The sequence below is a fragment of the Nostoc sp. DedQUE12b genome (genome assembly GCF_034530835.1).
Classification (GTDB): domain Bacteria; phylum Cyanobacteriota; class Cyanobacteriia; order Cyanobacteriales; family Nostocaceae; genus Nostoc.
In genome coordinates this window covers 19,085-44,137 of sequence record NZ_JAVRCI010000058.1, presented here as the reverse complement: position 1 = coordinate 44,137, position 25,053 = coordinate 19,085, and the positions used below count along the sequence as shown (strand labels likewise).

Here is a 25,053-nt window from a genome sequence, read left to right as displayed (position 1 = left end):
AAAACTTACTGCAACTTCTCCCCTGCTCCCCTGCTACCCTGCTCCCCTGCTCCCCTGCTCCTCTGCTCCTCTGCTCCCCTGCTCCCCTGCTCCTCTGCTCCCCTGCTCCCCTGCTCCCCTGCTCCCCTGCTCCTCTGCTCCCTGTCGCCTTCTTTCTGTCTCTAGGAAGAATCCAGCAATGGTAGCTTTGTGTATACTTATTTACTTATCTATAACCTTTTGTTAAATTAACCTTAATATACTAAAAACCTATTGATTTGCTGTGCTTTGGTTTTCAGGTATGAACGTGGGCAGCCATCTAGCCCGCTGCTAATAAGTGCAAAATTCTGTTCTGTCTCTAGGAGAAATAAGGCAATGGGGCCGATGTTTATTGCTGCCAACGATTGGCCACATATAGCGTTTAGATTGTCTTTGGCGCTCCTGGTTGGTTGCTTGATTGGATTCAACCGTCAGCAAGGGGGTAGACCAGCAGGGATGAGAACATTCATGCTTGTGAGTATGGGGGCAGCATTATTTGTGATGATTCCTTTGCAGGCTGAGGGCGAAAGTCCCTATGCTGCTACCAATGCACTGAGTCGCACAATTCAAGGTGTAGCTACCGGGGTTGGATTTCTCGGAGCTGGATTGATTTTACAAGAGTCTCCGAGAAAATCTGCAACGCCAAAAGTAAAAGGTTTAACTACAGCCGCCTGTGTCTGGACGGCGGCTGGGTTGGGGGCTGCAATTGGTTGTGGTCTATGGCAAATGGGATTATTGGGAGGCTTACTGACTCTGATTACCCTAAGTGGCGTGAAGCGGCTCAATCGCACATTTGTATTACTGACGAGTCAGGGTAAACAAGGGACTACTCAGGATCTCACAACCATCTCTGATGAAGATGATTGACTATCGTTATCCTCTAATTGAAAACTATACTTGTATTATCCAAAATTAAGTCAAATTGATCGTAAGTAGAAGGACTAAATTAAATCTAACTTAAGATTGCTGGGTTTCGACTGCGCTCAACCCTCTTTTAATCAGGCTACTGAGCATTGAGCGAAGTCGAAATGCGTCTTCTAAATAATTGTGTCCACCTAGTATTTTATTGAAAAATAATTTGTTGTTTCTTAGCCAATTTTAATCGGTTTATCAGGGCTAATTCAGAGCGATCGCTGATTATAGTCATTCATGTAGGGAATCCCGTACTGGAATTGATTGACCAGTGAACCGGAAAATAGAAAATAATAGATATATGGACAAACGCTATTTTTTACAGGCTGGTGCAGTTATAGTCGGCACAGCATTGTTATCAAGGTATATCAATTGGGGGTCACAAGCAATGACAACTTCTCAGAGTGGATTTGAAGTTACCAAACCAGAGTCAGAGTGGCGCACGATTTTAACGCCAGAACAATTTAATGTATTACGTAAACATGGAACTGAACGCCCTTACACCAGCCCATTGGATAAGGAATACAACCAAGGTACTTATTATTGTGCCGCCTGTGAACTACCACTGTTTACATCTGATACCAAATTTAATAGTGGTACTGGCTGGCCTAGCTTCTTTAATCCAATTGAAGGTGCGATCGCCACTACTGTAGACAAGTCGTTGTTTATGACCAGAACTGAAGTGCATTGTAGTCGCTGTGGTGGTCATCTGGGTCATGTTTTTGATGATGGGCCTGCACCCACTGGGAAGCGCTACTGCATGAACGGTGTTTCACTGAAATTTGAGCCTGCTTGATTAAGTTACGTCACCGATAGCGTAGCATTAGCGAGTCAAGACCTTCCTACGTCGCTAATGCTGCACTATCGGGCGTCACAGCCCGTCCTAACATCGCACACAGAACTTAAATCATCAGATTTTGATACTTGACCAAGGGTGAATAAATTTTTGACAATAACTTTTCCTATTCAGTCCTACTGGACGAAGTATTGTCAATGTAAGGAAATGCAACTCTTGGTCTTTGCTAGAACTATTTACCTGAGTCTTTTTTCTCCTTTTTGTCTTTGGGATCTTTTTTAGGTTTTTTAGCTTCTTTATTACTTTTTCTTTCCTTCGACATCAGCGTTCTCCAACTAAGTGAATCAGTAAAAGTTTTCGCATTCTGTCGTCAGGAAATCAGGATATTACTTACCTGATATTCTTTTATGGTAAAAAAGAAAGTATCAGACAGAAATGCTACTAACTACCATGATACGGCGTTGTTTGATTTTCGTCTGAGAGCCTTTTTGATCTATTTGAACCACAATCGTCTGTAGGGTAGCATAGCTAGCTGTGCTACCCTAATCATTTACAGTGTCGCTACAAGTTCCTTTAAGCGATCGCGTCCATCGCGAAAAACAGGCCATCCATCCCCTACCAACACTGCTTCTACGCGACTTAGTTGAGCCAACCTGCGAATAGAAGCAACAGCCTCCTCTCGATTCAGCAGCTTGTCATCTGGTAAAATCGTTAAGCTACCTGCTTTGCGTGCCCGTACTAAATCGCCTGTAATTAAAGTTGTCTCCTCTAGTAACAAAGCCAACTCACCGGGAGTTTTAGAACCATTGAGTTCAATCACCTCCAGTCCTGGCACAAATTCTTCACCATCAGATAGCCAGCGATCGCAAGCTATAGGAAAAGTGTCTTTTTCTGCAATCGGGCCAGCAATCTTAGCATAGGTTTGATCGGCAATTTCTTTACTTGCCCTGATATGCTCAGAATTCGTCAGCACAATCCAAACCACACCGCCGAGGGATTTTAGATGATTCCAATCATGGTTTGATAGGGCCACTGGGTCAATCAAGATGTTGCCATCTGGGCGAATCCAGGCAATCCCATTGAAATCAATATTTCTTGCCGGATTAAAATTAGACCAGCTATACAGATCGGGACGGTGCAAAGATTTCATGATGATTCTGGATCGTTACTTCAATAATTGACTATTAATCTCAATAATTAAGTATATAGATTATGAGGTTATATTCCCTCTGGATCGGAAATTTGAGTATACTACGATAAATCTACCAGCATTATGGATTTTATCGAGTTTGCAGAAATTCTCGGTTAACGGCAATACGGAGGTATTAGGAGTGAGTAAGATTGGACGGCAAAAAATATCAGCGAAGGCAGAACAGTTTACAGAGTCAGTGATTCGAGAAATGACCAGGGTGGCATTGCAACATGATGCAGTAAATCTAGCGCAGGGGTTCCCTGATTTTTCTTGTCCCTTGGAATTGAAACAGGCAGCATATCAGGCGATAGAGGCAGATGTTAATCAGTATGCCATTACTTGGGGCGATCGCCCATTTCGTCATGCGATCGCTAACAAAGTCCGTTGGTATCTCGGCTTAGATATCAATCCCGAAACCCAAATCACCGTTACTTGTGGTTCCACAGAAGCCATGGCTTCTGTAATGCTAGCAACAGTCGATCCAGGTGACGAAGTAATTGTATTTGAGCCATATTACGAAAACTATGGCCCCGATGCGATTTTAGCTGGTGCTATACCCCGCTACGTCACACTGCATCCTCCTGATTGGACATTTGATGAATCACAGTTGCGTCAAGCTTTCAATGCCAATACCAAAGCGATTATTATCAACACACCCCATAATCCCACAGGTAAAGTCTTCACCCGTGAAGAACTCACTCTAATTGCTGAACTTTGTCAAAAATGGGATGTGTTAGCGTTCACTGATGAAATCTATGAACATATTCTCTATGACGGCACTCAACATATTGCCCTAGCGACTCTTCCCGGTATGGAAGAACGCACCGTTACTATTAACGGTTTATCTAAAACTTATAGCGTCACTGGATGGCGAGTCGGCTACATTTTAGCAAACCCCGAATTGACAGGAGCGATTCGCAAAGTCCATGATTTTCTCACCGTTGGCGCACCTGCACCATTGCAACGAGCCGGAGTTGCCGCCATGCAACTACCACCATCCTATTATGAAGAACTAGCCAAACTTTATCACCAAAAGCGAGACAGCATCTTACAAATTCTAGACCTAGTTGGAATTCCCTATTTCGTTCCCAAAGGAGCCTATTACGTTCTTGCAGATATTTCCAAATTTGGCTATAAAACAGATGTTGAATTCACTTACCATCTGATTAAAGATATTGGTGTTGCTGTAGTTCCCGGTTCTAGTTTTTTCAGTCAACCAGAAAAGGGACATTCGTTAATCAGATTTTGCTTTAGCAAAAGACCTGAGACATTAAAAACAGCTAGCGATCGCTTACTCAAATTGCAATCTTCTTTATAACCAGGACTTACGCAACTGGCACAGGCGATCACTCATAACTGGTACTTTAGTACTACATAGCTGACGTAACTGGCAAAGGCAATCGCTCCTAAACTGATCCAGTTAAATAAATTACCAGAAAACACACAGCAAATTCTCCAGTTAGCAGCTTGTATCGGTGCTGAATTTAATTTAAATACATTAGCGATCGTTTGCGAACAATCTCCTAAAGCAATTTCTCTAGATTTACTAGCAGCCATACAAGTTGGATTAATTCAACCTATATCTGAATTAGATGAAAACCTATTAGTTCAAGAATATAAGTTTTTGCACGATCGCGTACAGCAAGCTGCATACGCCTTAATCGATGAGTCGCAAAAACTTGGAGTACATCTGCAAATCGGTCGCAATTTATTTGAAAAGACTTCGCCAGAGCAGCGAGCAGAGCGGTTGTTTGAAATCGTTGATCAACTGAATTATGGAACCGAGTTAATCACTGAGCAATCCCAACGGAATGAGATTGCCAAACTGAATTTGCAAGCAGGTCAGAAAGCACTAGCAGCGACGGCTTATGAAGCAGCTTTCAAGTATTTCAATACAGGTCTTAAACTCCTTAATGTGGAAAGTTGGCAGCGTGAGTATGACCTAACTTTGGTGTTGCATTCAGAGGCAGCAGAAGCAGCATACCTCAGTGGTCACTTTGACGAAATGGAGCGGCTTGTAGAAGAAGTACTCAACCGTGCGAAGACAGTGCTAGACACAGTGAAAGCTTACGATAGCAGAATTCAAGCATGGCTGGCGCGGGGAAACCCTAAAGAAGCACTAAAAGCTGGCTTGGAAGTGCTGCAACTTTTGGGAATTAGTTTAGTAGAAGCTCCAAGTCAGTTAGACGTTCAAGCAGGATTAGAGGAAACAGCTTCACAATTCGCTGGGCGGGAAATTGAAGATTTGATTGATCTGCCAGAGATGACTGAACCTGTGCCACTGGCAGTAATCCGCATTCTAGCAAGTATAGTTGGCACTGCTTTTGTGGTGAGGCCCGCTTTGATGGTACTGATTGCGTGCAAGATGGTGAATTTATCGATCACCAATGGAAACGCTATCTGGTCGCTTCTCGGTTATGCTGCATACGGCATGATGCTATGTGGAGTTGTACAAGACCTTGAACTGGGCTATCGATTTGGCAAACTATCCTTAAATTTAGCGAAAAGATTAAATAACAAGAGAGGTAACTGCAAAGCATTGCTGATGGTGAATTTCCATATCATTCACTGGAAAGCCCACCTGAAAGAGACGTTCCCCGCTTTAGCGGATGCTTATCAAAGCGGAATAGAAAGTGGAGAGTTTGAATTTGCAGGTTATTGTGCATTTAGCCTATGTTATTGCCCCTTTTTTGCAGGACAAGAACTGACAGAACTGGAACAACAAACAGCGATTTATCGTAAAGCCACCAGTCAAATTAGACGAGAGACTGTTTCCACTTGGCTCGCAATGTTGCAGCAAACGATCCTTAACCTGCGGGGTCAATCTGAAAATCCAAGTCGCTTAGTGGGTTGTCTCTATAACGAAGAGGAAGCATTATCACAGGCGATCGCCTGCTGCTGACTTGACCACTCTTGAACCAATAAAGCATCTGCAATCTTTCTTTGCTGCTTGCCGTTGTCGCATGTTTGAGAGCTTTCTCTAATTCTCCTTGGCTTTCTGATATCTTGATTCGCAATGGACGACTCATCACAAAATTACTCAATGCACCCACCTATCAGTTTGACATAGTTTGGCGCATCTTCATGCAGAATTGGTATTAGAGCAACAGGTTGCTGAACGAACTGTGCTGCTCTCTGAGGAAATTCAGGAGCGCCAGCGAATTGAGACTGCCCTACGACAGAGTGAAGAACAACGCAGGTTGACAATGGACTTCACCCACATTGGCAGTTGGAACTGGAATATTATTGAGAACACAGTAGATTGGAACGACAATTTACGAAAGCAAGGGCATAGTTTACTCTCTTCCAACTGAAGTGGAAAATCACTTACTACGGATTGGACAGGAAGCTTTAACAAACGTCATCAAGTACGCAAATGCTAGTAGAATTCTGGTTGAGCTAGTGTATGACGATACTCAATGTCTTCTGCACATTAAAGATGATGGACAGGGCTTTGGGGTTGGGAACCTTTCATCACTTGTTGGCTTTGGTTTGTTGGGAATGAGCGAGCGAGCAGAACGGATTGGCGCACACCTGGCAATTCAAAGTCAACCTGGGCAAGGAACAGAAATTATTGTCACTGTCAATCGGGAGCGAGAATCACCATGAGTCAATCCACTAAAATTCGGGTTCTGATTGTTGACGATCACTCCCTCGTTACAGAAGGATTGACAAATATCATTAACTATGCTCCAGAAATGACAGTGGTGGCTCAAGCGGAGGATGGACAACAGGCGATCAAGCGTTATCGTGAACATCAGCCTAATGTCACCCTCATGGATTTACGAATGCCGCGAATGGCAGGGGTTGAAACCATTACTGCGATTTGTGCTGAATTTAAGTCAGCGCGAATTATTGTGCTAACAACTTATGATGGCGATGAAGATATTTATCGAGGATTGCGAGCAGGTGCTCAGGGCTATCTGCTTAAAGATGCAAAACCAAATGAACTTTTGAATGCGATCCGCATCGTTCATAATGGTCAGCAGTATGTTTCTCCGACCGTGGGAAGAAAATTGGTAGAACGGATGAACAACCCAGTACTTAGTGAGCGAGAGCTAGAAGTGCTGCGTTCAATGGCGCAGGGATTGAGTAATCAAGACATTGGAACTGCTCTAAATATTGGTGAAAGCACTGTTAAATCGCATGTGACTCGTATTTTGAGCAAGCTGGGAGTTAGCGATCGCACGCAAGCCGTCATTGTTGCTGTTAAACGCGGGCTTGTTAATTTATAGGTTTCACGTTAGTTGAGGCTTAGATTCCGACTAAAGTTGGAGTCAAGCTACTGCTTTTGATGGATTACTTCGTCCATCCTTATGTTGTGCAAAATTATGGACTTTCAGTGGATGACATAGTAGGAGTTAATTACCTATATTAAGTTCATGCAAACGCTAACAGCAATTTAGTTGCAGGGTTTAAGTTTGCTTGACAGGTCTGAAAGATGGCTGACGATCGCGAGCATCATTCCTTGTTTGTCCCGCCTTTAATTCAAGATCACATTCAAGGTGTGCTAAGTGCCAATGTTGTACTTATCATGTATGGAGATTATGAATGTTTTCAAAGTGCAAACGCCTATCGGTTGATTAAAGCCGCTCAACAGCAGTTAAGTCCTTCTTTCGCAAAGAAGGATGTATGTTTTATCTTTCGTCATTTTCCCCAGAAACAGATTCATCCTCATGCTCAACGGGCAGCGGAAGCAGCAGCAATGCAAGGTCAATTTTGACAGATGCATGAGATGCTCTTTATCTATCAACAAGCGTTAGAGAACGGATACCTTGTGGAATATGCGAATCGTCTGGGACTTGACATTCCTCGATTTTTGCAAGACTTATCCAAAGGAGTTTATGTTGATCGCATCATTGCAGACATTCAAGGTGGATATCGAAGTGGGGTAGAAGCTGCACCAGCTTTGTTTGTTAATGAGATTCGTTATCGCGAGCGTTGGACTATTGAGCAATTGATAGTAGCTATTGTGGCGGCAATTCACTAACGTTTTTGATTTCCTCCAATGCCGAACAATTAAATCACGTTTTAACTCAAAGAACTTGAGTGGTCTAAATTGAGCGATCGCCCAAGAATGAAAAGTAACGAATCTGAACAGCAAATCCACCAATTTAAAGGAGAACAAGATGAGTAGCAATTCTGTAACCAGTCAAGACATGAAACTCGAAGTTGTGGTGATACCCGTTGCCGATGTTGATCGCTCCAAAGACTTTTACAAAACGTTGGGATGGCGACTCGATGTTGACTTTCCTGGCGAGAATGGTTTCCGAGTCGTGCAATTTACCCCGCCTGGATCGCAAGCATCAATCATCTTTGGGAAAGGAGTGTCGTTAGCCGAGCCAGGCTCAGTTCAAGGCTTGTATCTCATCGTTTACGACATCGAAGCAGCCCATGCCGAACTTGTTGAGCGGGGTGTGGAGGTGAGTGAGGTGTTCCACGACATCGGCGGTATCTTCCACCACGCCGGAACTGAGGGACGAGTATCAGGTCCCGATCCAAAGCGTGGCGATTATGCTTCCTATGCCTCATTCAGTGATCCTGACGGCAATGGTTGGATACTCCAAGAGGCCAGGGTGCGGCTTCCCGGACGGTAATGGAACATTGATCGCTTAAAGACAGAAGCGAAGTTCACGACAGAGGTTATGAAGGAAATAGGTAAAGAAGTAGAGGAATGGAGGAGTTACTTATCATCCCCTCTACCACTTCCGCTATCAACGCAATGTAGTGCCATACTAGCCAACAAGTTTTAGAGGAGTCACAAATGAGGATTTTTGTTGCCGGGGCAACAGGAGCGATCGGTCGCCCCCTACTCGACCAATTACTTGCCAAAGGACACAACGATTGTCGCGCTGACCCGCTCCCAAGAAAGAGCAGAGTCATTAACGGCACAGGGAATAGAGCCTACGATCGCAGATGTATTCGACGCAGATTCAGTTAAAGCGGCTATTAGTCAGACTCAACCGGAGGTGGTGATTGAACAACTCACCGCCTTACCCAAAACTTACAGTCGCGAATCAATGAGTGCAGCAGGGCCTCTGAATACGCGCATTCGGTTAGAAGGCGGAGCCAATGTGCTGGCGGCAGCACAGGCAGCAGGAGTGCGCCGTTACCTGAGACAGTCGATCGCCTTCTGGGGAATCCCCGGTGCTGGATTGGCAGATGAGGAAACGCCTCTAGTGCTTGATGCTTCCCCCGTCGTTGCCGCAGAGTCTCGCCTTATGACTGAGATTGAACGTCGTTTATTGGAAACATCCAATCTCGAAGGAATTGCCTTACGCTATGGTTTCTTTTACGGGCCCGGCACCTGGTTCAACCCGGATGGTGATGTAGGGCAACAGGTGCGCCAGCAACAGTTTCCAATTGTGGGCAATGGTGATGGTGTCTGGTCGTGGATACACATTGAGGATGCAGCGATCGCCACTGTTGTAGCAGCAGAGCAGGGCAATCTTGGGGTTTATCTGATTGTCGATGATCAGCCTTTAGCGGTGTGCGATTGACTCACGTCAGGTAGTTGTAGACAGCCACGCCCGTTACTTTGGTGCAGCGTTGAACGATCAGCTCGTTCCGCAGGGCAACTCGCTCATCGGCTCGACCCGTTTTGAGGATTGGCTCAACCGCTTGATCGCTTAAAGATTAGCAATGAGAATTTAATGCTGACATCGGTTGAGTTGAGGACACAAAGTTCAACATCCCGCAACTACTGAGTTTTGCAAAGCTCAACTCAACCGACACCTGTTTAATCCGCGATCGCCTTAATTCAGTATGAGGTCAAATCAGGCGGATTTATATCTACCAGTTTGTATTCACGCAAGGAGAACGGAAGTGTTTACTAGATTTTGCTCGCGAGTTGCATTCATGACTGTCTCCATATTCATAGCACTCTCCATATTCACAACTCTCCCTGTTTTTGCAGCTTCAGCCAATGATTTATCTGTTGATACGTCTAAGGTAACGCTGGTCTTTGAGCGCGCCCTTCCCAATGTGCCTGGAAAAAGTATCAAAGGCTTGCTGGTCGAATATGCGCCAAGTGGCTCAACACCCGCACATACCCATGCAGCCTCGGCTTTTATCTATGCAACAGTGCTGGAAGGTGCGATTCGTAGCAAAATCAATGATAATCCGGAGCAGGTGTATCACGCTGGTGAGAACTTTTTTGAAGTACCTGGCGATCATCATCGTGTCAGCGCAAATGCCAGTGATACTCAACCCATGCGTATGCTAGCCGTCTTTGTCGTCGATACCAATGAAGAGAACCTGACCACACCGGACAACGAGTAAGACGTAAAATTGCATACAAGAATTTTGATGTATCGACACTACCGAAGTTGGAGCCGGAGACACTCTAGTAGTTTGCCAAGTGAACTTGGCGGGGTAAAGGGTAAGGGGGAAGGGGGAAAGGTTTTAAATCCCTTAACCTTTCCCCTTTCCCCAGACCTCACCTAGCATTTTTGGGTTGCCAAAGGAGATTGTTATGAAACTGGAAGGTAAGAAAGTCCTGATTACCGGGGGAAACATGTTTTGGCAGCCTGGATATCGTATTTGCCAACGCTGCTATTCCTGTAGTCACACCTTTAGGAAGCACTGACGAAGCGATGTTTGAAAACATCATTCGGGCGCTGCTCCCGGCATCGGCGCGATCCATGCCGTTTGCAAGTCGCGGTCAATTATTTAGAGATAACTGAAGATTCCGTAGTCTTTATTTCTGGCGCAAGTCGCGGCTTAGGCTTGGCATTCGCGCACGAGGCACTTGACCGTGGGGCCAAAAAGGTCTACGCCGGGGTGCGTAGTCCTTCCCGGCTCAGATGTCTATAGGGCGGGTTTTGTATCAAACTTCTGCTCAAAAATCAAGTCCAGATTTTGTCAGTATGTGGGCAGGACGTTGAAGTCGTGCTGTCACTCGGTGCAATCCATACGCCGAAAGTGCTGATGCAATCCGGTATTGGCGATGAGACCGAGTTGCGACGATTTGGAATTCCTGTCGTGCAGCATCTTCCCGGTGTGGGGCAAAATTTTCAAGACCACGTTGCATTTGATTGTGTCTGGGAATATGAAACCGCTCTCGAACCCAGAAACAACTTGTCCGAGGCAATCTTTTTCACGGGCCACCAGTCCGGGCTTGACAGTCCAGACTTATTTGTCTGTCAGGCCGAGGTGCCAAAAACCACTGCTGAGAATGCCATCCGGTTTGGGCTACCTGATGCAGGCTGGACGTTATTTGGGGCGATCGCGAACCCCAAAAGTCGAGGTCGTCTGCGCCTGACCGGAGCCGATCCGTCCGACCCAATTCTGATTGATGCAAACACACTGTCTGACCCGGACGATCTCAAAACCGCGATCGCCTGCGTAGAACTCTGCCGCGAAGTCGGTAATTCCGCTCCGCTTCGTCCGTTCGTCAAGCGCGAAGTAATGCCAGGTAATTTGAAAGGGGCCGAACTCGAACGCTTTGTTCGAGATGCGGCGACAAGTTTCTGGCACGAAACCTGCACCGCGAAGATGGGTCGAGATTCGATGTCGGTGGTGGATAGCAACCTGAAAGTGTATGGAATCGACAATCTCCGGATTGCGGATGGATCGATTTTGCCGCGAGTAACCACGGGCAACACGATGGCTCCCTGCGCGATCGTTGGGGAGCGGGCAGCGGAAATTCTACAGATCGAACACCAACTGCAAACCCCTGTAAAAACAGTCTCAGGCGCGCCATAAAATCACCGCACTTTTCATTGGCGGACGCACATTTAAGTCGCGTGTTAACTCAAAGAACTTGAGTGGTGTAAATGGGGCGATCGCAGAAGAATGAAGTTAATCGAGGTGAGCAGCAAGCTCACAATTCAAAGGAGAACAAAATGAGTAGCAATCACGTAAACAGTCCAAACATGAAGCTCGAAGTTGTGGTGTTCACCGTTTCTGACGTTGATCGCACGAAGGCATTCTATGAGAATCTCGGCTGGCGACTCGATATCGACATCGCGGAGGGCGGCTACCGCAACGTACATGTGACCCCACCCAACTCGGACGCCTCGATCATCTTCGGCAAGGGAGTCACTCCAGCCAATTCTGGCTCGGTGCAAAACCTAGTCCTTGCCGTTGACGACCTCGACGCTGCCCGCAAAGACTTGATCGCTCGTGGTGTCAACGTCAGCAAGATATTCCACTACGCTGGCGGACCATTCAACAACGCCGTGGAGAACCCACGCGTTAGTGGACGCGATCCGGAAGGTCGTTCCTACTTCTCATTTGCCTCGTTTGAAGACCCGGACGGAAACATTTGGCTGCTCCAGGAAATCACAACGCGGTTTCCTGGTCGCCTATGGGACTCTCCACAAACAGACGTTGCAACCCTTGCAACTCTTCTTCACGAGACGGCAGAGCGCCACGACAATTACGAGAAGACCCACGGCGAGCATAACTGGTGGGACTGGTACGCGCCATATGTGAGTGCGCGTCAGCATGGCAGCAGTCCAGAAGAGGCTGCTGCCGCCGCTGACCGTTACATGGAAGAGGTTTTGCTTGTTCTTTCCAGATGATGGGGTCAGAATAGCATCCGCCAGGTCGGGTTCACTTCAACCTTCTCCTCACTGAATTGAGCGATGGGGTGAACGACGGAGCTCCCGCCCATCGTTCATCTCACCATCACAGCTAAGTCATGTAGGCAGACAATACGTAGCCTCAGTTCAATCTAATTGAACCAAGATCAATTTCCAGTGCTCGTCGAGTTGGCGGTTACTGATCGTGTTTAGCCTGAGTCATGAAACGGAGAATTTGCAGCAAAGGGAAAACACCATGATTAAACTAAAAAAAGTATATTACAAAACCAAAGCCCGCACATTGGGTATCTTCGTCCTGCTCTCGGGACTCTTCATCGCGCTCTTTGCAGCAATAGTGTTGCTGACAACTCCCGATCGCGTGCTGGCGCATCAGCATCAATCTATCCAAACCAGCGCCCAAACTCAGGACGCGACCAAGGCGAGCGCAAGGAATATTCGTGGCGCTTCACCGTGTGTCGCGATTAAGAACGAGCCTGCACCCAAGCTGATTGTAGACCCCCCGCTTCCTGAAGGGCTGGTTCAAGGTGTCTACTGGGCGCAGTACCGGGTAGAGAACTTACATATCGTACCCGTGTTTGGGACGAGTGCCCTTCAGGTATCTCCACGCGCTGGGCACCTGCATATCATTGTTGACGATCTGCCCTGGTGGTGGGCAGATGCGAGTGACAACAACACCGTTGACATAGCTGGGCTACCACCTGGTCAGCATAAGGTGAAGATCCAGCTGGTTGGCACTAACCACAACGTCTTTCCCGGACAGGTAGTGACGCAGACGTTCACTGTGCCCGCTCGCAACAGCGCGCATACGCACTAACGGAACCTCCATGCCCGGCCCGCCTCGCCGGAGTAGAAGAGCACGCAAGCCCGCTTCGAGCTTCGGCACAGCAGGCGATCGAACCCAAGCACTGGAAGTGAGAGACCTTCGCTGTCAGCGTAAATCGAGTCGCCCGCCAAGAGGTATCGATACCAATAAAACCAGTCTCAGCGCAAGAAAGGAGGATGCAGTGAGTACAATCGTTAAAGCTGCCGCCGTGCAGATTAGCCCTGTGCTGTACAGTCGGCAAGGTACTGTCGAGAAAGTTGTGAAGAAGATTCGTGAGCTGGGCCAACAAGGCGTTCAGTTCGCAACCTTCCCCGAGACCATCGTTCCTTATTACCCCTACTTCTCTTATGTGCTAGCCCCGTTCGCGTTGGCAAAGGAACATCTGCGGTTGCTTGAAGAGTCGGTTACGGTGCCGTCTGCTGAAACCCGAGCGATCGCTGAGACCGCGAGAGAAGCAAACATGGTCGTTTCGATCGGCGTCAATGAGCGCGACGGCGGCTCGATCTACAATACGCAACTTCTCTTCGACGCAGACGGTACGCTGATCCAGCGCCGCCGCAAGCTTACGCCGACTTATAACGAGCGGATACTCTGGGGCCAGGGCGATGGATCGGGGCTACGCGCCGTCGATAGTGCCGTTGGGCGCATCGGACAACTTGCTTGCTGGGAGCATAACAATCCTTTGATACGGTATGCGCTGATCGCTGATGGTGAGCAAATCCACTCGGCGATGTATCCCGGATCGTTTGCCGGTTCGCTGTTCGCGGAGCAAGCGGAAATTAACGTCAGCCAGCACGCCCTCGAATCCACCTGCTTTGTCGTCTGTGCGACAGCGTGGTTGGATGCCGATCAGCAGTTCCAGATCATGAATGACACAGGGCCGAGCCTCAACAGAAATGAAAATTGACTATGCGATCGCTGTGGATAACGATTATGCGGTGTGGCGTGCTTTCGGGAACCATTATTGGCCAGCCCTTTATTTTATAGACACGCAAGGACGCATTCGTCATCATCAATTCGGCGAGGGCGAGTACGAGCAATCGGAAAGAGTAATTCAACAGCTACTGTCTGAGTCCGGAACTGGCCGTGTCGGTCAAGAAATGGTCAAAGTCGATGCTCGCGGTTTTGAGGCTGCTGCCGATTGGAACAGCCTGAAATCGCCTGAAAACTACCTCGGCTACGAAAGAACGGAGAATTTTGCGTCTCCCGGCGGCGCGGTAATAAACAAGGCTCGTTTATATACCACGCCCGCGCAATTGAACCTTAATCAATGGTCACTTTCGGGCGATTGGACAATCGGAAAACAAGCCATTGTACTCAACAAGTCCGGCGGGCGGATCGCGTACCGCTTTCACGCACGCGACCTTCATCTCGTCATGGGGACTGCCGCGCCAGGAACATCCGTGCGGTTTCGCGTGCTTGTAGACGGGCAGCCAGCAGTTGCGACTCGCGGACTTGATGTCGATGTGCAAGGCGAAGAAACGGCTACCGAACAGAGGTTGTACCAACTGATCCGACAGCCACAGCCCATCAGCGATCGACAGTTCGAGATAGAGTTTCTGGATTCTGGGGTGGAGGCTTTTGCGTTCACGTTCGGTTGATAACGCAAACAGATACGCCTTCACAATAAGCGACAAGAAAGTGAACGCAAGGTAAATGATATGACGATGAAATCCACACATGACAGCCCAATCCTCGTAACCGGAGCGGCTGGCGATCTCGGTGCGATCAGCCGCAACCTCACCGCAATGCTGCTCGCCAAAGGGCATAAGGTGCGCGCCTTGGTTCGGCGTGAAGGTCTGCGCCAGCTTGGAGCCGAGGTTGTGCAGGGCGACCTGACCGATCTTGCCTCAATGCACCGCGCGATCAAAGGTTGCGCACGCATCTATTTCGGAATGTCGGTCTCGCCGGCTTATCTTGAAGCCACAGTCAACATTGCTGCGGTGGCGCGCCACCACAGGGTCGAGGCTTTCGTAAACATATCGCAGATGACGGTGACGCAGATGAGCATCACCGATACCACCCCAAGCCCGCAGCACAAGCTGCACTGGCTTGCAGAACAGGCATTGGCTTGGTCGGGGCTGCCGGTCGTCACGGTGCGGCCAACAGTCTTCCTTGAGGGCTTCTTCCTGCGTCTGGCTGCTGCTGGCATCCGGGACAGCGATGAACTGGCACTGCCGCTAGGTAACAGCAAGACCTCGCCTATTTCGGCTGTAGATGTGGCGCACGCTGTTTCCGTGATCCTCGACGAGCCTACCTCGCACATTGGTCATGTTTACAATCTCACCGGATTTGAGTCAGCCGATATGAACCACTACGCGCGCGTCTTTTCCGAGGCGCTCGGTCGAACAATCCGCTATCGTAATGTGCCGCTCTCCGAGTGGGTTGATACGCTTCGTAAGTTTGGGGTGCCGACGCACCTCGTCAACCACCTCGCAGTGATGGCTGAACTTCACGCGCAGGGGAGGTATGACCGCATGACGACTGACTTGTTCCATCTCACCGACAAGACACCAACGAGCATGTACGACTTCGTGAAATTGCACGCTGCTAAATTCATGCCAAGTGAAGCCACTGCTTTAGGTGCAGTCCGCTCGTAGTGCCTGGGACTCGTCTAGGCTGGACTCTCTGGTGGAATATCCTGCATAGAGTTTTGTCGTCGGCTAAAGCAAGTTGAGTTGAATCCAATTGGAAAAAGATAAATGTCCGAAAAAATCAATTATCAACGCCGCCACTTCTTAGCCACTGCGGCTATGACCATTGCTACTACACAGCTAGGTATATTCGGTTCTGCGATCGCCCAATCAAGCCAAACAAAACCAGCAGTTCTGTCCCCGGCTTAGTCGTGGACAAACACGTCGTTCGGCTCACTAAAGCAGATCGATGCTGGTGTGCTGAATGTCGGATACGCTGAAACTGGTAGCGCGAATGGCCATCCAGTAATCTTGCTGCATGGATGGCCCTACAACATTCATAGCTATGTCGATGTCGCTCCTTTGTTAGCATCGACTGGGTACCGGGTGATCGTTCCATATCTGCGCGGCTATGGCATGACGCGCTTTCTTTCGAGTGAGACGTTTCGCAATGGGCAGCAGTCGGCGATCGCTGTCGATATTATCGCTGGCGGCTCGGCCTAGCCGAAGGGGAGTCGAAGTATGACGAGATTGAGAAGCGGCTCGCCGCAGCCCCCGCGATCGCCGTACCCACTATCACTCTTGAAGGTGATGCTAACGGCGCGCCACATCCAGATGCCAGTATTTACGCAAGGAAATTCTCCGGCAAATACGCACACCGGATCATCAAGGGCGGTGTCGGTCACAACCTGCCGCAAGAAGCACCGAGGGAGTTTGCCAAGTCCGTCGTCGAAGTTGACGGTTACTGATTGGGTTTAGCCTAAGTTGTGAAACGGACTAGACATTCACTTTATCCACGTCCGCTCTAAAAATCCTAACGCTTTGCCATTGCTTATCACGCACGGATGGCCCGGATCGGTATTTGAACGGGTACGGACTGACGGGCTCACCGATCGGACTCGCGGCGTGGATGCTCGGACATCCAGGCTTCGCGCAGTGGACATACAACGGTGGTGCTTCCTAAAAGTCCCCGACGAAAGATGAGGTGCTGGATGACATCACGCTGTACTGGCTGACGAACAGCGCGGTCTCGTCAGCTCGGCTGTACTGGGAGAACAACACCAACATCTTGAACGCGATCGCGCAGAAGACCACCGATATCTCGCTCCCGGTGGCCATCACGGTATTTCCAGAGGAGGTATATCGAGCTCCAAAAACATGGGCACGGCGCGCCTATCGCAACCTGATCTACTTCCATGAGGCTGACAAGGGCGGCCACTTCGCGGGTGGGAACAGCCGCAACTCTTCTCTGAGGAGATCCGCGCGGCGTTCAGGTCACTACGTTAGTTCAACACTAAGCAATTCACACGACAAACATCAGACAGGGAGAATAGGATGACTCAATATGATTACATCGTAATTGGTGCAGGGTCGGCTGGTTGCGCGATCGCCAACCGCCCTACAGAAGACAGTGAAACAACCGTGTTATTCCTCGAAGCGGGTAATCCAGATACGAAACCAGAAATTCAAATTCCGTCAGAACACCTGAGCTTACTAGGCTCTGAGGTGGATTGGAGCTATTTCTCCCAATCGCAACCCTACCTCAACGATCACAAAATCTTTTGTCCTTGTGGCAAAATCTTGAGGGGCAGCAGTGCGATTAATTTCATGATTCATCATGCCAACGCTGACGACAGGCAATACCAACGCACAGACCATCATGATTGGCGAGAAGGCAGCCGATTTAATTAAAGCCAGTCGTAGACAAACTGTAATCACCAGCTATCAACAGAGGTAACAATGGAAACAGCAGATGTAATTGTGATTGGAAGTGGTCAGGGCGGAGTTCCACTCGCGGCTGACTTTGCTAAGGCAGGTCGAAATGTCGTTTTATTTGAACGCGATGCGTTAGGCGGCAGTTGCATAAACTATGGCTGCACACCTTCTAAAGCCTTTTTAGCCGCAGCCCATGCCGCAGGCCGCGCTCGACAAGCTGCAAAGCTAGGCATACACGCACAGGTTGAAGTCGATTTTTCTACGGTGATGGAGCGTGTGCGTAGTATTCGCAGCCAGTTTAACCAGGGTACCAAACGGCGACTAGAGAGTGCAGGGGTTAGAGTTGTCTGTGCTGAAGCCGCTTTCACCGGAGAGCGAACTGTAAGCGGAGGCGGTGTGACGGTGCAGGCTCCGATCATTGTGATCAACACAGGGACATCCTCCACCATTCCTGACTTTCCCGGTTTAGCTGGAACGCCTTATCTCACCAACCGAAATTTCTTTGATTTGCAGCAGATTCCGCCTCGGTTGCTCGTGGTCGGCGGTGGCTATATTGCCCTGGAGTTAGGGCAGGGAATGGCACGTTTAGGGAGCCAAACTGAATTGATTGTGCGGGGCGATCGCTTGCTCGCTCAAGAAGAATCCGATGTCAGTGCTGTGCTTGCTGATGCCTTTGGGCAAGACAGAATTGGACTGCATTTCAATGTGACGGTTCAGCAGGTTGCTTATACCAACGGTGTGTTTACCCTAACGCTGAACAATGGTGAAGTACTCGATGGGGAAGCATTGCTGATTGCAACTGGGCGCAAACCGAATACTGGAGCATTAAATACTGCGGTGACAGGCGTTGAATTAGATGCCCAGGGTTTTATTAAAATCGACGATCGGTTTCAGACTACTCATTCTGGAATTTATGCGATCGGGGACGCTGCCAAACAGCCTGCTTTTACCCATGTTTCTTGGGAAGACTACCGTCGCTTGAAAGCCATTCTGTGTGGCGAACACCGGACACGCAACGATCGGGTGTTAGGCTATGCCGTTTACACTGAGCCGCAAGTGGGCCGGGTAGGCATGACGCTAGAGCAGGCTCAGAAACAGGGTATCTCTGCGCGCGAAGTCACTCTGCCGATGGCTCACATCGCTCGCAGCATTGAGTGGGGACATGATCTCGGTTTCTACCGCATGGTCATCGACACCCAGACGAATTTGATTTTAGGAGCAACGCTGGTTGGATACGAAGCGGCTGAACTCGTGCATGTCTTTTTGTCGCTGATGGAAGCTAAAGCAACGTGGCAGTTACTCGAACAATCGGTTCACATTCACCCAACTTACGGTGAGGCTTTGCCCAGTCTCGCAAGGCTACTTGTTGGAGATGATATGCCAACCTGTCCCAATATGTAAGAAATATCTGAATCGAAAGCTTAAACTGAGCCAAAAATATGAAAATTTATCAGGAAGATTTAGATTGGGCGGTTTCCCAAGGCTTAATTACAGCCGAACAAGCCAATACGTTATGGAATGCACTTTCAACGCGTCACAGCCAGCGTCCGCAATTTAATTTTGTGAACGTCACTTTTTACTTAGGAGCGTTAATTGTCATCTCAGCCATGACTTGGTTCATGACATTAGCGTGGGAATCATTTGGTGGCAGTGGGATTTTTTTCTTAACCAGCATTTATGCCTTGTGCTTTGTACTTACAGGAAGCAACCTCTGGTGGCGACAAGAAATGAAAATCCCCGGAGGTTTGCTATTTACCATTGCAGTTTCCTTGACTCCTTTAGCAATTTACGGACTGCAACGCGCCACAGGATTTTGGACTCAAGGCAACCCCGGTACATATCGAGATTTTTATATCTGGATTAAAGGCAGTTGGTTTTTGATGGAGTTAGGAACCATCATTGCAGGTTTAGTTGCCCTCAAGTTTGTGCGTTTTCCCTTTTTAACTGCTCCCATCGCCTTTTCGCTATATTTCATGTCGATGGATATCACACCATCATTGTTTGGAGAAAAAACCTACAATTGGCAGCTACGATTATTAGTTTCCTTGTGGTTTGGTCTCGGTTGCATTGTGGTCGCTTATCTAGTTGATATCCGCACCCGTAGACGCGATGGTGATTTTGCTTTTTGGCTATATCTGTTTGGGTTACTTGCCTTTTGGTTTGGTCTAACTTTAATGGGAGACAGTAATGAATTTCAAAAATTTCTCTATTGTTTGATTAATTTAGGGTTAATCTTGCTGTCGGTATTGTTAAAAAGAAAAGTTTTTATTGTTTTTGGCTCATTGGGTGTATTTGGTTATTTAGGACACTTAGCCTACAGCATCTTTCAAAATGCAATCTTATTTCCGTTTGCGCTAACATTTTTGGGAATATTTATTATCTATTTAGGAACTTTATATCAACGCAATAGTAGGAATATTGAGCTTTTTTTAGAACGTCTATTACCAGACACTGTGAGGGGCTTCTTACCCAGAGAGTAATAAGAGTCCTTATTGAGCGATCGCCCAATACAAACCACTCAAGTTAGTTGAGTTAAAACGCGATTTAATTGTTCTGTGGTTGAAGAAGACCGCAGAAAATAAGCTAGGAGCAATTAAACCTGGTATACTCTAACCAAAATGGAATCATTTGCCTGTCAATCTGTGTTGCTCAAACTCCCCGTGAGTCATTGATTAAAGAAACGCCCGATATCTTAAGAAAAGATTCGCTAATTCCTTTGCACCATCGGCTGATCTATGGATTCCAACTCATCAAAAACTAGACGAGGGCGCTCCACTTCTTCTCGAGTGCGAGGAGCCATCCTATCACCTCAAGGGTGGCAAAAGTTTCAGACGGCAAAACAGCAGGCGGAATCCGACGAAACTTGGGGTAAGCGCTTCAGCCAGGAAGATCTCAGCGATCGCACCGGACTCTCCCTAAATACCCTCGCTCGCATTTTCAAGCGCGAACTGGGGGTTGATCGCCAGTCATTAGAGTATCTCTTCCGAGCGTTTGGGCTGGAATTGACGCAGGCAGACCTGACATCCCCTGCCTCATCCCAAGAGACAGAGAGCCGATGGACAAATCCCCAACAGGACTGGGATACCGCAGTCGATGCCTCAGTGTTTTATGGGCGTGAGGTAGAACTGACACAACTGTGGCAGTGGGTTGTGTCTGAGCGCTGCCGCATAGTCGGGCTATTGGGCATTGGGGGCATTGGCAAAAGTACGATCGCGGTCAAAGCTGCGCTGCAAATGCAAGCAGAATTTGAGATTGTTGTATGGCGCTCTTTGGCTAATGCACCACCACTGGATGAACTTCTGTCAAGCCTGCTGAAGTTTCTCATGCCGCTTTTTGGGGAAGATCCGATCATTCCCACCACGCTTGCTCAACAGCTTTCCAAACTGATGCAATATCTGCGATCGCGTCGGTGTTTATTGCTATTCGATAATGCTGAGACCATTTTGCAACGTGAGGCAGTGGGACAATGGATCTCAAGCTACGAAGGTTACGGACAATTGCTCAGAGCCATTGGCGAAGCGTCCCACCAAAGTTGTTTGTTGCTCACTAGCCGAGAAAAGCCACGCGAAATGGCACTGATGGAAGGCGCACAGGCGCTAGTGCGATCGCTAACCTTGAGTGGGCTAACCCCTGCTGATGGACGCGCTATCTTTCGGCAAAAAGGAGCGTTTACAGGTTCAGAAGCCGAATGGGAGACTTTAATCCACCACTACGGTGGCAATCCTCTGGCATTGAAACTGTTGGCAGCCGCAATTGGGGATTTATTTAACGGCAGCATTACCGAGGTGTTGCCCTATCTCAGTCAAGGGTTGGCAGTTTTTGAAGACATCCGCGATTTGCTAGACCGTCAGTTCGCTCGCCTATCCGAAGCCGAACAGAAAACACTGTTCTGGTTTGCAATTCATCGGGAGCCAGTCTCGATCGCAGATATGCGAGAGAACGTGGTTGATCTTGCTGCTCAACAAAGTGTACCTAATTTGATCAACTCACTACTGAGGCGATCTCTAATTGAAAAAACCGATGGGTTATTCTTCTTGCAACCTGTGGTGATGGAATATGTCACAGAACGCTTTGTGCAGCAAATTTGCATCGAATTTGAGACGCAGCAGCTTAACGTTTGGCAAACGCATCCCTTAGTGCGAGTACAAGCAAAAGATTACATTCGAGAGATTCAGACGCGCTTAATTGTGCAACCTGTAATGGAACGGTTGCTGTCTCGCTTTGGCAGTGTAGCAGCGATCGAAGCGCAAGCCAGGCACCTATTAAGGCAACAGGGCAAGAAACCAGGATACACCGCAGGCAACCTGATTAACCTGCTGGTGCAGCTTCAAGTGGACTTACGCGGCTGGGATTTTTCTGGTCTTGTGGTGCAACAAGCCGACTTGCGGCAGGTCGATTTAACAGGAGTCAATTTTCAAAATGCCACTTTCGCCAAGTCCATCTTTTCAGAAACACTCAATGTTGCCATGTCGATTGGCTTGAGTCCAGACGGTCAGATGATGGCAGTGGGCGATTCTAATGGGAACATCTATCTGTGGAATATCAGCACAACCCAACTTCTGGGCATCTTTTCAGGACACAAAGGCTGGGTTTGGTCGGTTGCCTTTAGTCCGGATGGCAGAACGTTAGCCAGCAGCAGTACTGATAGTTCGGTGCGCTTGTGGGATGTCCAAAGTGGGCAATGCTTGCAGGTGCTAACAGAACATAAAGGTTGTGTTTGGTCAGTGAGTTTTAGTCCTGATGGTCAGCAATTAGTGAGTGGCAGTGACGACCAAACGGTGCGCCTATGGAATTTGCAAGGGAAGTGTCTGCGTGTCTTGAAAGGACACACCCAGAGTGTTTATGCTGCCCACTTCGCGCCTGACCAGCAAACCTTAGCCAGTAGCAGTAGTGATACAACCATTCGGATCTGGGATGTGAGCAATGGGAACTGCCTGAGTGTTTTACAGGGGCATACCAGTGGGGTTCGGTGTGTGCGATTCAGCCTGGATGGTCAACTGCTAGCCAGTGGATGCCAGGATGGGTCGATTCGATTGTGGAGCGCTCATCTCTCACACGATCAACATCCAAAACCCCATTTCATCAATTCTAGTGCCAAGTTGCTGCATGGACATACCGATTTTGTTTGGGATATCGCCTTTAGCCCGGATGGTCGTCTCTTAGTAAGCGGTGGTCGCGATGGCACTCTACGCCTTTGGAATGTGCAGGACGGGCAATCCATTTATGTACTTGAAGGTCATAAGCATGATGTTTATGGGCTTGCTATCAGTGCCGACAATCAATTGTTGGTGAGTGCAGGAAAAGACCATACCGTGCGCCTATGGAATTTGCAGAGTGGACGAAACCTGAAAACGTTGCGTGGATATACTGGTGGGATTCACTCCCTAAGCCTTAGTTCGGATGACCAAATACTTGCTAGTAGTGGTCAGAATGAAATGATTCAGTTGTGGCATTTGCAACTTGATGGCAATCTGCCGCAACTTCAACCCTATAAAACCTTTTCCAGCTCAACCCGTTGGATTTCATCATTAAGCAACGTTAGCTTTAGTCCTGATAATCTAACTCTTGCGATCAATCGACACGATGAATCAATCGCTTTATGGAACATCCAAACTGGGCAGCTTGAGCGATGGTCAGCACATAATGCGTCTGTATGGACAGTTTTGTTTAACCCAAGCGGACAAATTTTAGCAAGCAGTAGTTATGATTGCACCGTGCGACTTTGGGATGTGCAAACACATCACTGTTTGCATGTGTTACACGGACACCAGAACGGGATTCCGGCGATCGCGTTTGACCCGGATGGTCAATGGTTGGCAAGTGGCAGTTTTGATCTCACCATTCGGCTATGGGATGTGCAAACTGGAGAATGTTCGAGGGAATTGCATGGACATACGGGCGCAGTTTTCGCACTGGCATTTGATCCGGGTGGCCACCGACTAGCAAGCGCCAGTCATGACCGAACCATTCGGCTATGGGACGTAGAAACAGGGGCGTGTTTGCAAGGCTTTCAGGGGCATACAGGAGCTGTGTGGACGGTTGCCATCAGTCCTCAAGGTAATACCCTGGCAAGTGGCGGTGTTGATCAAACCATTCGAGTGTGGAATCTGCAAACGGGGCATTGCCTCCATATTCTGGATGAACATAGCGGTTGGGTTCGGTCAGTTATCTTTAGCTCTAACGGTCAAATCCTATTTAGTTGTAGTGACGATCGCACAATCAAGCTTTGGGATGTGCAAACAGGATGCTGTATCAACACGTTGACGGTCAATCGCCTGTATGAAGGTATGAATATTCAAGGTGCAACCGGGTTGACAGTAGCTCAAAGAACTACCCTGAAAGCGTTAGGGGCAATTGACCATTGAAGCTCGCTTGTGCTTAATGGTGTCTAGCAACTGTTGATAGGCGTTGAGCGATCGCGCCATTTCCTCGTTCACGAGTTGGTCAATCTGCTCATCCGAGAGAATTTCTGTTTCGCTTGTTATAATCTGTTCATCGCTTTCACCGTCAATCAGCCTTGTAGGCAGCAGAGAAACCTTACGATACATCTCTAAAGTCGATGGCGATAGCAGCATAACTGTTTCAGGAACCCTTAGAGCCTGAATATAATGCCATGCGAATTTAGGTGGAATATCTGTGCAATCCCAAACCAACCGCAGTGGCTTTGCCCCTTTAGGCAGCGATCGCTGGCGTTGACTTTGATAGTGTTCATAGAGTAGCCTGGATTGCATCATGCCAAAAGATGTTTCTGAGTCAGCAATGAATGGATTAATCGCCGCATCCCACCGATCAATGGCAAAACTGGCAAAGCAAATGCCGTTACTCACGGACTTTCCTAGCTGAATCTGCTTCTTTAATCCTCTAAGATAACTGTCAAAAACCTGGTTGTATACGTTTAGAGAAAACACTAACGTAGCATTCACATTCATGCCTTCGCGAAGCAGTTGTTCAATCACTGGCAGCATTAATTGAGTCGCTGGAATTCTCAGCAATAAATTACTCCACCCTACACTTCGCCAGATTTTTTGAGCGGCAGCGATCGCAGTTTCAGCTTCAAATAGCGTGTCAGGCGGCAGATCGACTTGAATATAGCCATCTCGTCCTTGTGTATGAGCATGAACTGGTTTCAAGCGATCGGCCGCTAATTGCAGGTCTCGCACCAGCAAATATTCATAATCTGATCGAGCGCTCCGGCTCATCCCTTGTTGTGCCAGCGTATTGAAGTCGCGATCGTACTCATGTCCCTGGATGGCAAGGTTCAACGCTTCAAAGTTCGAGCGTATACCCCTTAACCCATCCTCTTCAATGGCTTGTTGCAATTGACCACTGCTCACCCAGCTTCGCTCAAACCCATCAAGCCAAATGGATTGTCCAGAGCGACGGAGTGACTGCAACAGGTTCATAGCTGACAAACT

Annotated in this window: 28 protein-coding genes; 25 read left to right on the top strand and 3 right to left on the bottom strand. The window is 48.1% G+C overall.

Annotation, left to right across the window (positions count from 1 at the left end):
- The first annotated feature begins 354 nt into the window (after positions 1–354).
- Positions 355–885 (top strand): MgtC/SapB family protein, encoded by a 531-nt coding sequence (locus RMY16_RS23940; protein WP_322738450.1) that lies wholly within the window; start codon positions 355–357, stop codon positions 883–885.
- A 346-nt stretch (positions 886–1,231) separates the two neighbouring features.
- The gene (msrB, locus tag RMY16_RS23935; protein ID WP_322666861.1) at positions 1,232–1,726 is read left to right on the top strand and encodes a peptide-methionine (R)-S-oxide reductase MsrB; all 495 of its coding nucleotides are present in this window, start codon (positions 1,232–1,234) and stop codon (positions 1,724–1,726) included.
- Between the two features lie 550 nt (positions 1,727–2,276).
- Here msrB and RMY16_RS23930 read toward each other — a convergent pair.
- On the bottom strand, positions 2,277–2,876 hold the full coding sequence (locus RMY16_RS23930) for an MBL fold metallo-hydrolase (RefSeq protein ID WP_322666863.1): 600 nt from the start codon (positions 2,874–2,876) through the stop codon (positions 2,277–2,279).
- A 181-nt stretch (positions 2,877–3,057) separates the two neighbouring features.
- Between RMY16_RS23930 and RMY16_RS23925 the strand changes: the two genes are divergently transcribed.
- Positions 3,058–4,236, top strand: coding sequence for a pyridoxal phosphate-dependent aminotransferase (locus RMY16_RS23925; protein ID WP_322738449.1), 1,179 nt, complete (start codon positions 3,058–3,060; stop codon positions 4,234–4,236).
- Positions 4,237–4,268: 32 nt separating this feature from the next.
- Here RMY16_RS23925 and RMY16_RS23920 read toward each other — a convergent pair whose 3' ends face one another.
- A complete protein-coding gene (locus RMY16_RS23920; RefSeq protein WP_322738448.1) occupies positions 4,269–4,475 on the bottom strand; it encodes a hypothetical protein in 207 nt (68 codons plus the stop codon).
- Between the two features lie 67 nt (positions 4,476–4,542).
- On the opposite strand from RMY16_RS23920, the gene RMY16_RS23915 reads away from it, so the two are divergent.
- The 22 genes from RMY16_RS23915 (at position 4,543) to RMY16_RS23820 (ending at position 24,003) form a co-directional block, all read left to right on the top strand.
- Complete coding sequence (locus RMY16_RS23915; protein WP_322738447.1) at positions 4,543–5,820, top strand: hypothetical protein; 1,278 nt, start codon at positions 4,543–4,545, stop codon at positions 5,818–5,820.
- Positions 5,821–5,989: 169 nt separating this feature from the next.
- The gene (locus tag RMY16_RS23910; protein ID WP_322738446.1) at positions 5,990–6,232 is read left to right on the top strand and encodes a hypothetical protein; all 243 of its coding nucleotides are present in this window, start codon (positions 5,990–5,992) and stop codon (positions 6,230–6,232) included.
- Position 6,233: 1 nt separating this feature from the next.
- Positions 6,234–6,527 (top strand): ATP-binding protein, encoded by a 294-nt coding sequence (locus RMY16_RS23905; RefSeq protein ID WP_322738445.1) that lies wholly within the window; start codon positions 6,234–6,236, stop codon positions 6,525–6,527.
- Entirely contained in the window at positions 6,524–7,153 is a 630-nt protein-coding gene (locus RMY16_RS23900) for a response regulator transcription factor (protein ID WP_322738444.1), read from the top strand. Before RMY16_RS23905 ends, RMY16_RS23900 begins: the two co-directional genes overlap by 4 nt.
- 206 nt (positions 7,154–7,359) lie before the next feature.
- Positions 7,360–7,641 (top strand): hypothetical protein, encoded by a 282-nt coding sequence (locus tag RMY16_RS23895; RefSeq protein ID WP_322738443.1) that lies wholly within the window; start codon positions 7,360–7,362, stop codon positions 7,639–7,641.
- Between the two features lie 12 nt (positions 7,642–7,653).
- A complete protein-coding gene (locus RMY16_RS23890; protein ID WP_322738442.1) occupies positions 7,654–7,908 on the top strand; it encodes a hypothetical protein in 255 nt (84 codons plus the stop codon).
- A 139-nt stretch (positions 7,909–8,047) separates the two neighbouring features.
- Complete coding sequence (locus RMY16_RS23885; protein ID WP_322738441.1) at positions 8,048–8,515, top strand: VOC family protein; 468 nt, start codon at positions 8,048–8,050, stop codon at positions 8,513–8,515.
- A gap of 180 nt (positions 8,516–8,695) precedes the next feature.
- Positions 8,696–9,418 carry an NAD(P)-dependent oxidoreductase gene (locus RMY16_RS23880; RefSeq protein WP_322738440.1) on the top strand — a complete coding sequence of 241 codons (723 nt, stop codon included), beginning with the start codon at positions 8,696–8,698 and terminating at the stop codon, positions 9,416–9,418.
- Positions 9,419–9,776: 358 nt separating this feature from the next.
- Entirely contained in the window at positions 9,777–10,199 is a 423-nt protein-coding gene (locus tag RMY16_RS23875; protein WP_322738439.1) for a cupin domain-containing protein, read from the top strand.
- Between the two features lie 609 nt (positions 10,200–10,808).
- Positions 10,809–11,624: a GMC family oxidoreductase gene (locus RMY16_RS23870; RefSeq protein WP_322738438.1), complete on the top strand. Its 816-nt coding sequence runs from the start codon at positions 10,809–10,811 to the stop codon at positions 11,622–11,624.
- 140 nt (positions 11,625–11,764) lie between these two features.
- Positions 11,765–12,445: a VOC family protein gene (locus tag RMY16_RS23865; protein ID WP_322738437.1), complete on the top strand. Its 681-nt coding sequence runs from the start codon at positions 11,765–11,767 to the stop codon at positions 12,443–12,445.
- A gap of 256 nt (positions 12,446–12,701) precedes the next feature.
- Positions 12,702–13,280, top strand: a complete 579-nt coding sequence (locus RMY16_RS23860) for a DUF6130 family protein (RefSeq protein ID WP_322738436.1) — start codon at positions 12,702–12,704, stop codon at positions 13,278–13,280.
- 190 nt (positions 13,281–13,470) lie between these two features.
- A complete protein-coding gene (locus RMY16_RS23855; RefSeq protein ID WP_322738435.1) occupies positions 13,471–14,196 on the top strand; it encodes a nitrilase-related carbon-nitrogen hydrolase in 726 nt (241 codons plus the stop codon).
- Entirely contained in the window at positions 14,186–14,890 is a 705-nt protein-coding gene (locus tag RMY16_RS23850) for a hypothetical protein (RefSeq protein WP_322738434.1), read from the top strand. Before RMY16_RS23855 ends, RMY16_RS23850 begins: the two co-directional genes overlap by 11 nt.
- A gap of 60 nt (positions 14,891–14,950) precedes the next feature.
- Positions 14,951–15,889, top strand: coding sequence for an NmrA family NAD(P)-binding protein (locus RMY16_RS23845; protein ID WP_322738433.1), 939 nt, complete (start codon positions 14,951–14,953; stop codon positions 15,887–15,889).
- 102 nt (positions 15,890–15,991) lie between these two features.
- Complete coding sequence (locus RMY16_RS23840; RefSeq protein WP_322738432.1) at positions 15,992–16,132, top strand: hypothetical protein; 141 nt, start codon at positions 15,992–15,994, stop codon at positions 16,130–16,132.
- Positions 16,133–16,180: 48 nt separating this feature from the next.
- Positions 16,181–16,426, top strand: coding sequence for an alpha/beta fold hydrolase (locus RMY16_RS33120; protein WP_416211693.1), 246 nt, complete (start codon positions 16,181–16,183; stop codon positions 16,424–16,426).
- A gap of 279 nt (positions 16,427–16,705) precedes the next feature.
- Positions 16,706–16,906 (top strand): epoxide hydrolase N-terminal domain-containing protein, encoded by a 201-nt coding sequence (locus RMY16_RS33115; protein ID WP_416211694.1) that lies wholly within the window; start codon positions 16,706–16,708, stop codon positions 16,904–16,906.
- 351 nt (positions 16,907–17,257) lie between these two features.
- Positions 17,258–17,614, top strand: coding sequence for a GMC family oxidoreductase N-terminal domain-containing protein (locus RMY16_RS23835; protein WP_322738431.1), 357 nt, complete (start codon positions 17,258–17,260; stop codon positions 17,612–17,614).
- Positions 17,615–17,662: 48 nt separating this feature from the next.
- Positions 17,663–19,039, top strand: a complete 1,377-nt coding sequence (locus RMY16_RS23830; RefSeq protein WP_322738430.1) for a dihydrolipoyl dehydrogenase family protein — start codon at positions 17,663–17,665, stop codon at positions 19,037–19,039.
- A 38-nt stretch (positions 19,040–19,077) separates the two neighbouring features.
- Positions 19,078–20,118, top strand: a complete 1,041-nt coding sequence (locus RMY16_RS23825; RefSeq protein ID WP_322738429.1) for a DUF2157 domain-containing protein — start codon at positions 19,078–19,080, stop codon at positions 20,116–20,118.
- A 255-nt stretch (positions 20,119–20,373) separates the two neighbouring features.
- Complete coding sequence (locus RMY16_RS23820; protein ID WP_322738428.1) at positions 20,374–24,003, top strand: NB-ARC domain-containing protein; 3,630 nt, start codon at positions 20,374–20,376, stop codon at positions 24,001–24,003.
- Here RMY16_RS23820 and RMY16_RS23815 read toward each other — a convergent pair.
- Entirely contained in the window at positions 23,983–25,041 is a 1,059-nt protein-coding gene (locus RMY16_RS23815; RefSeq protein ID WP_322738427.1) for a transaldolase family protein, read from the bottom strand. The two genes, RMY16_RS23820 and RMY16_RS23815, sit on opposite strands and share 21 nt — an antisense overlap.
- Positions 25,042–25,053 lie beyond the last annotated feature (12 nt).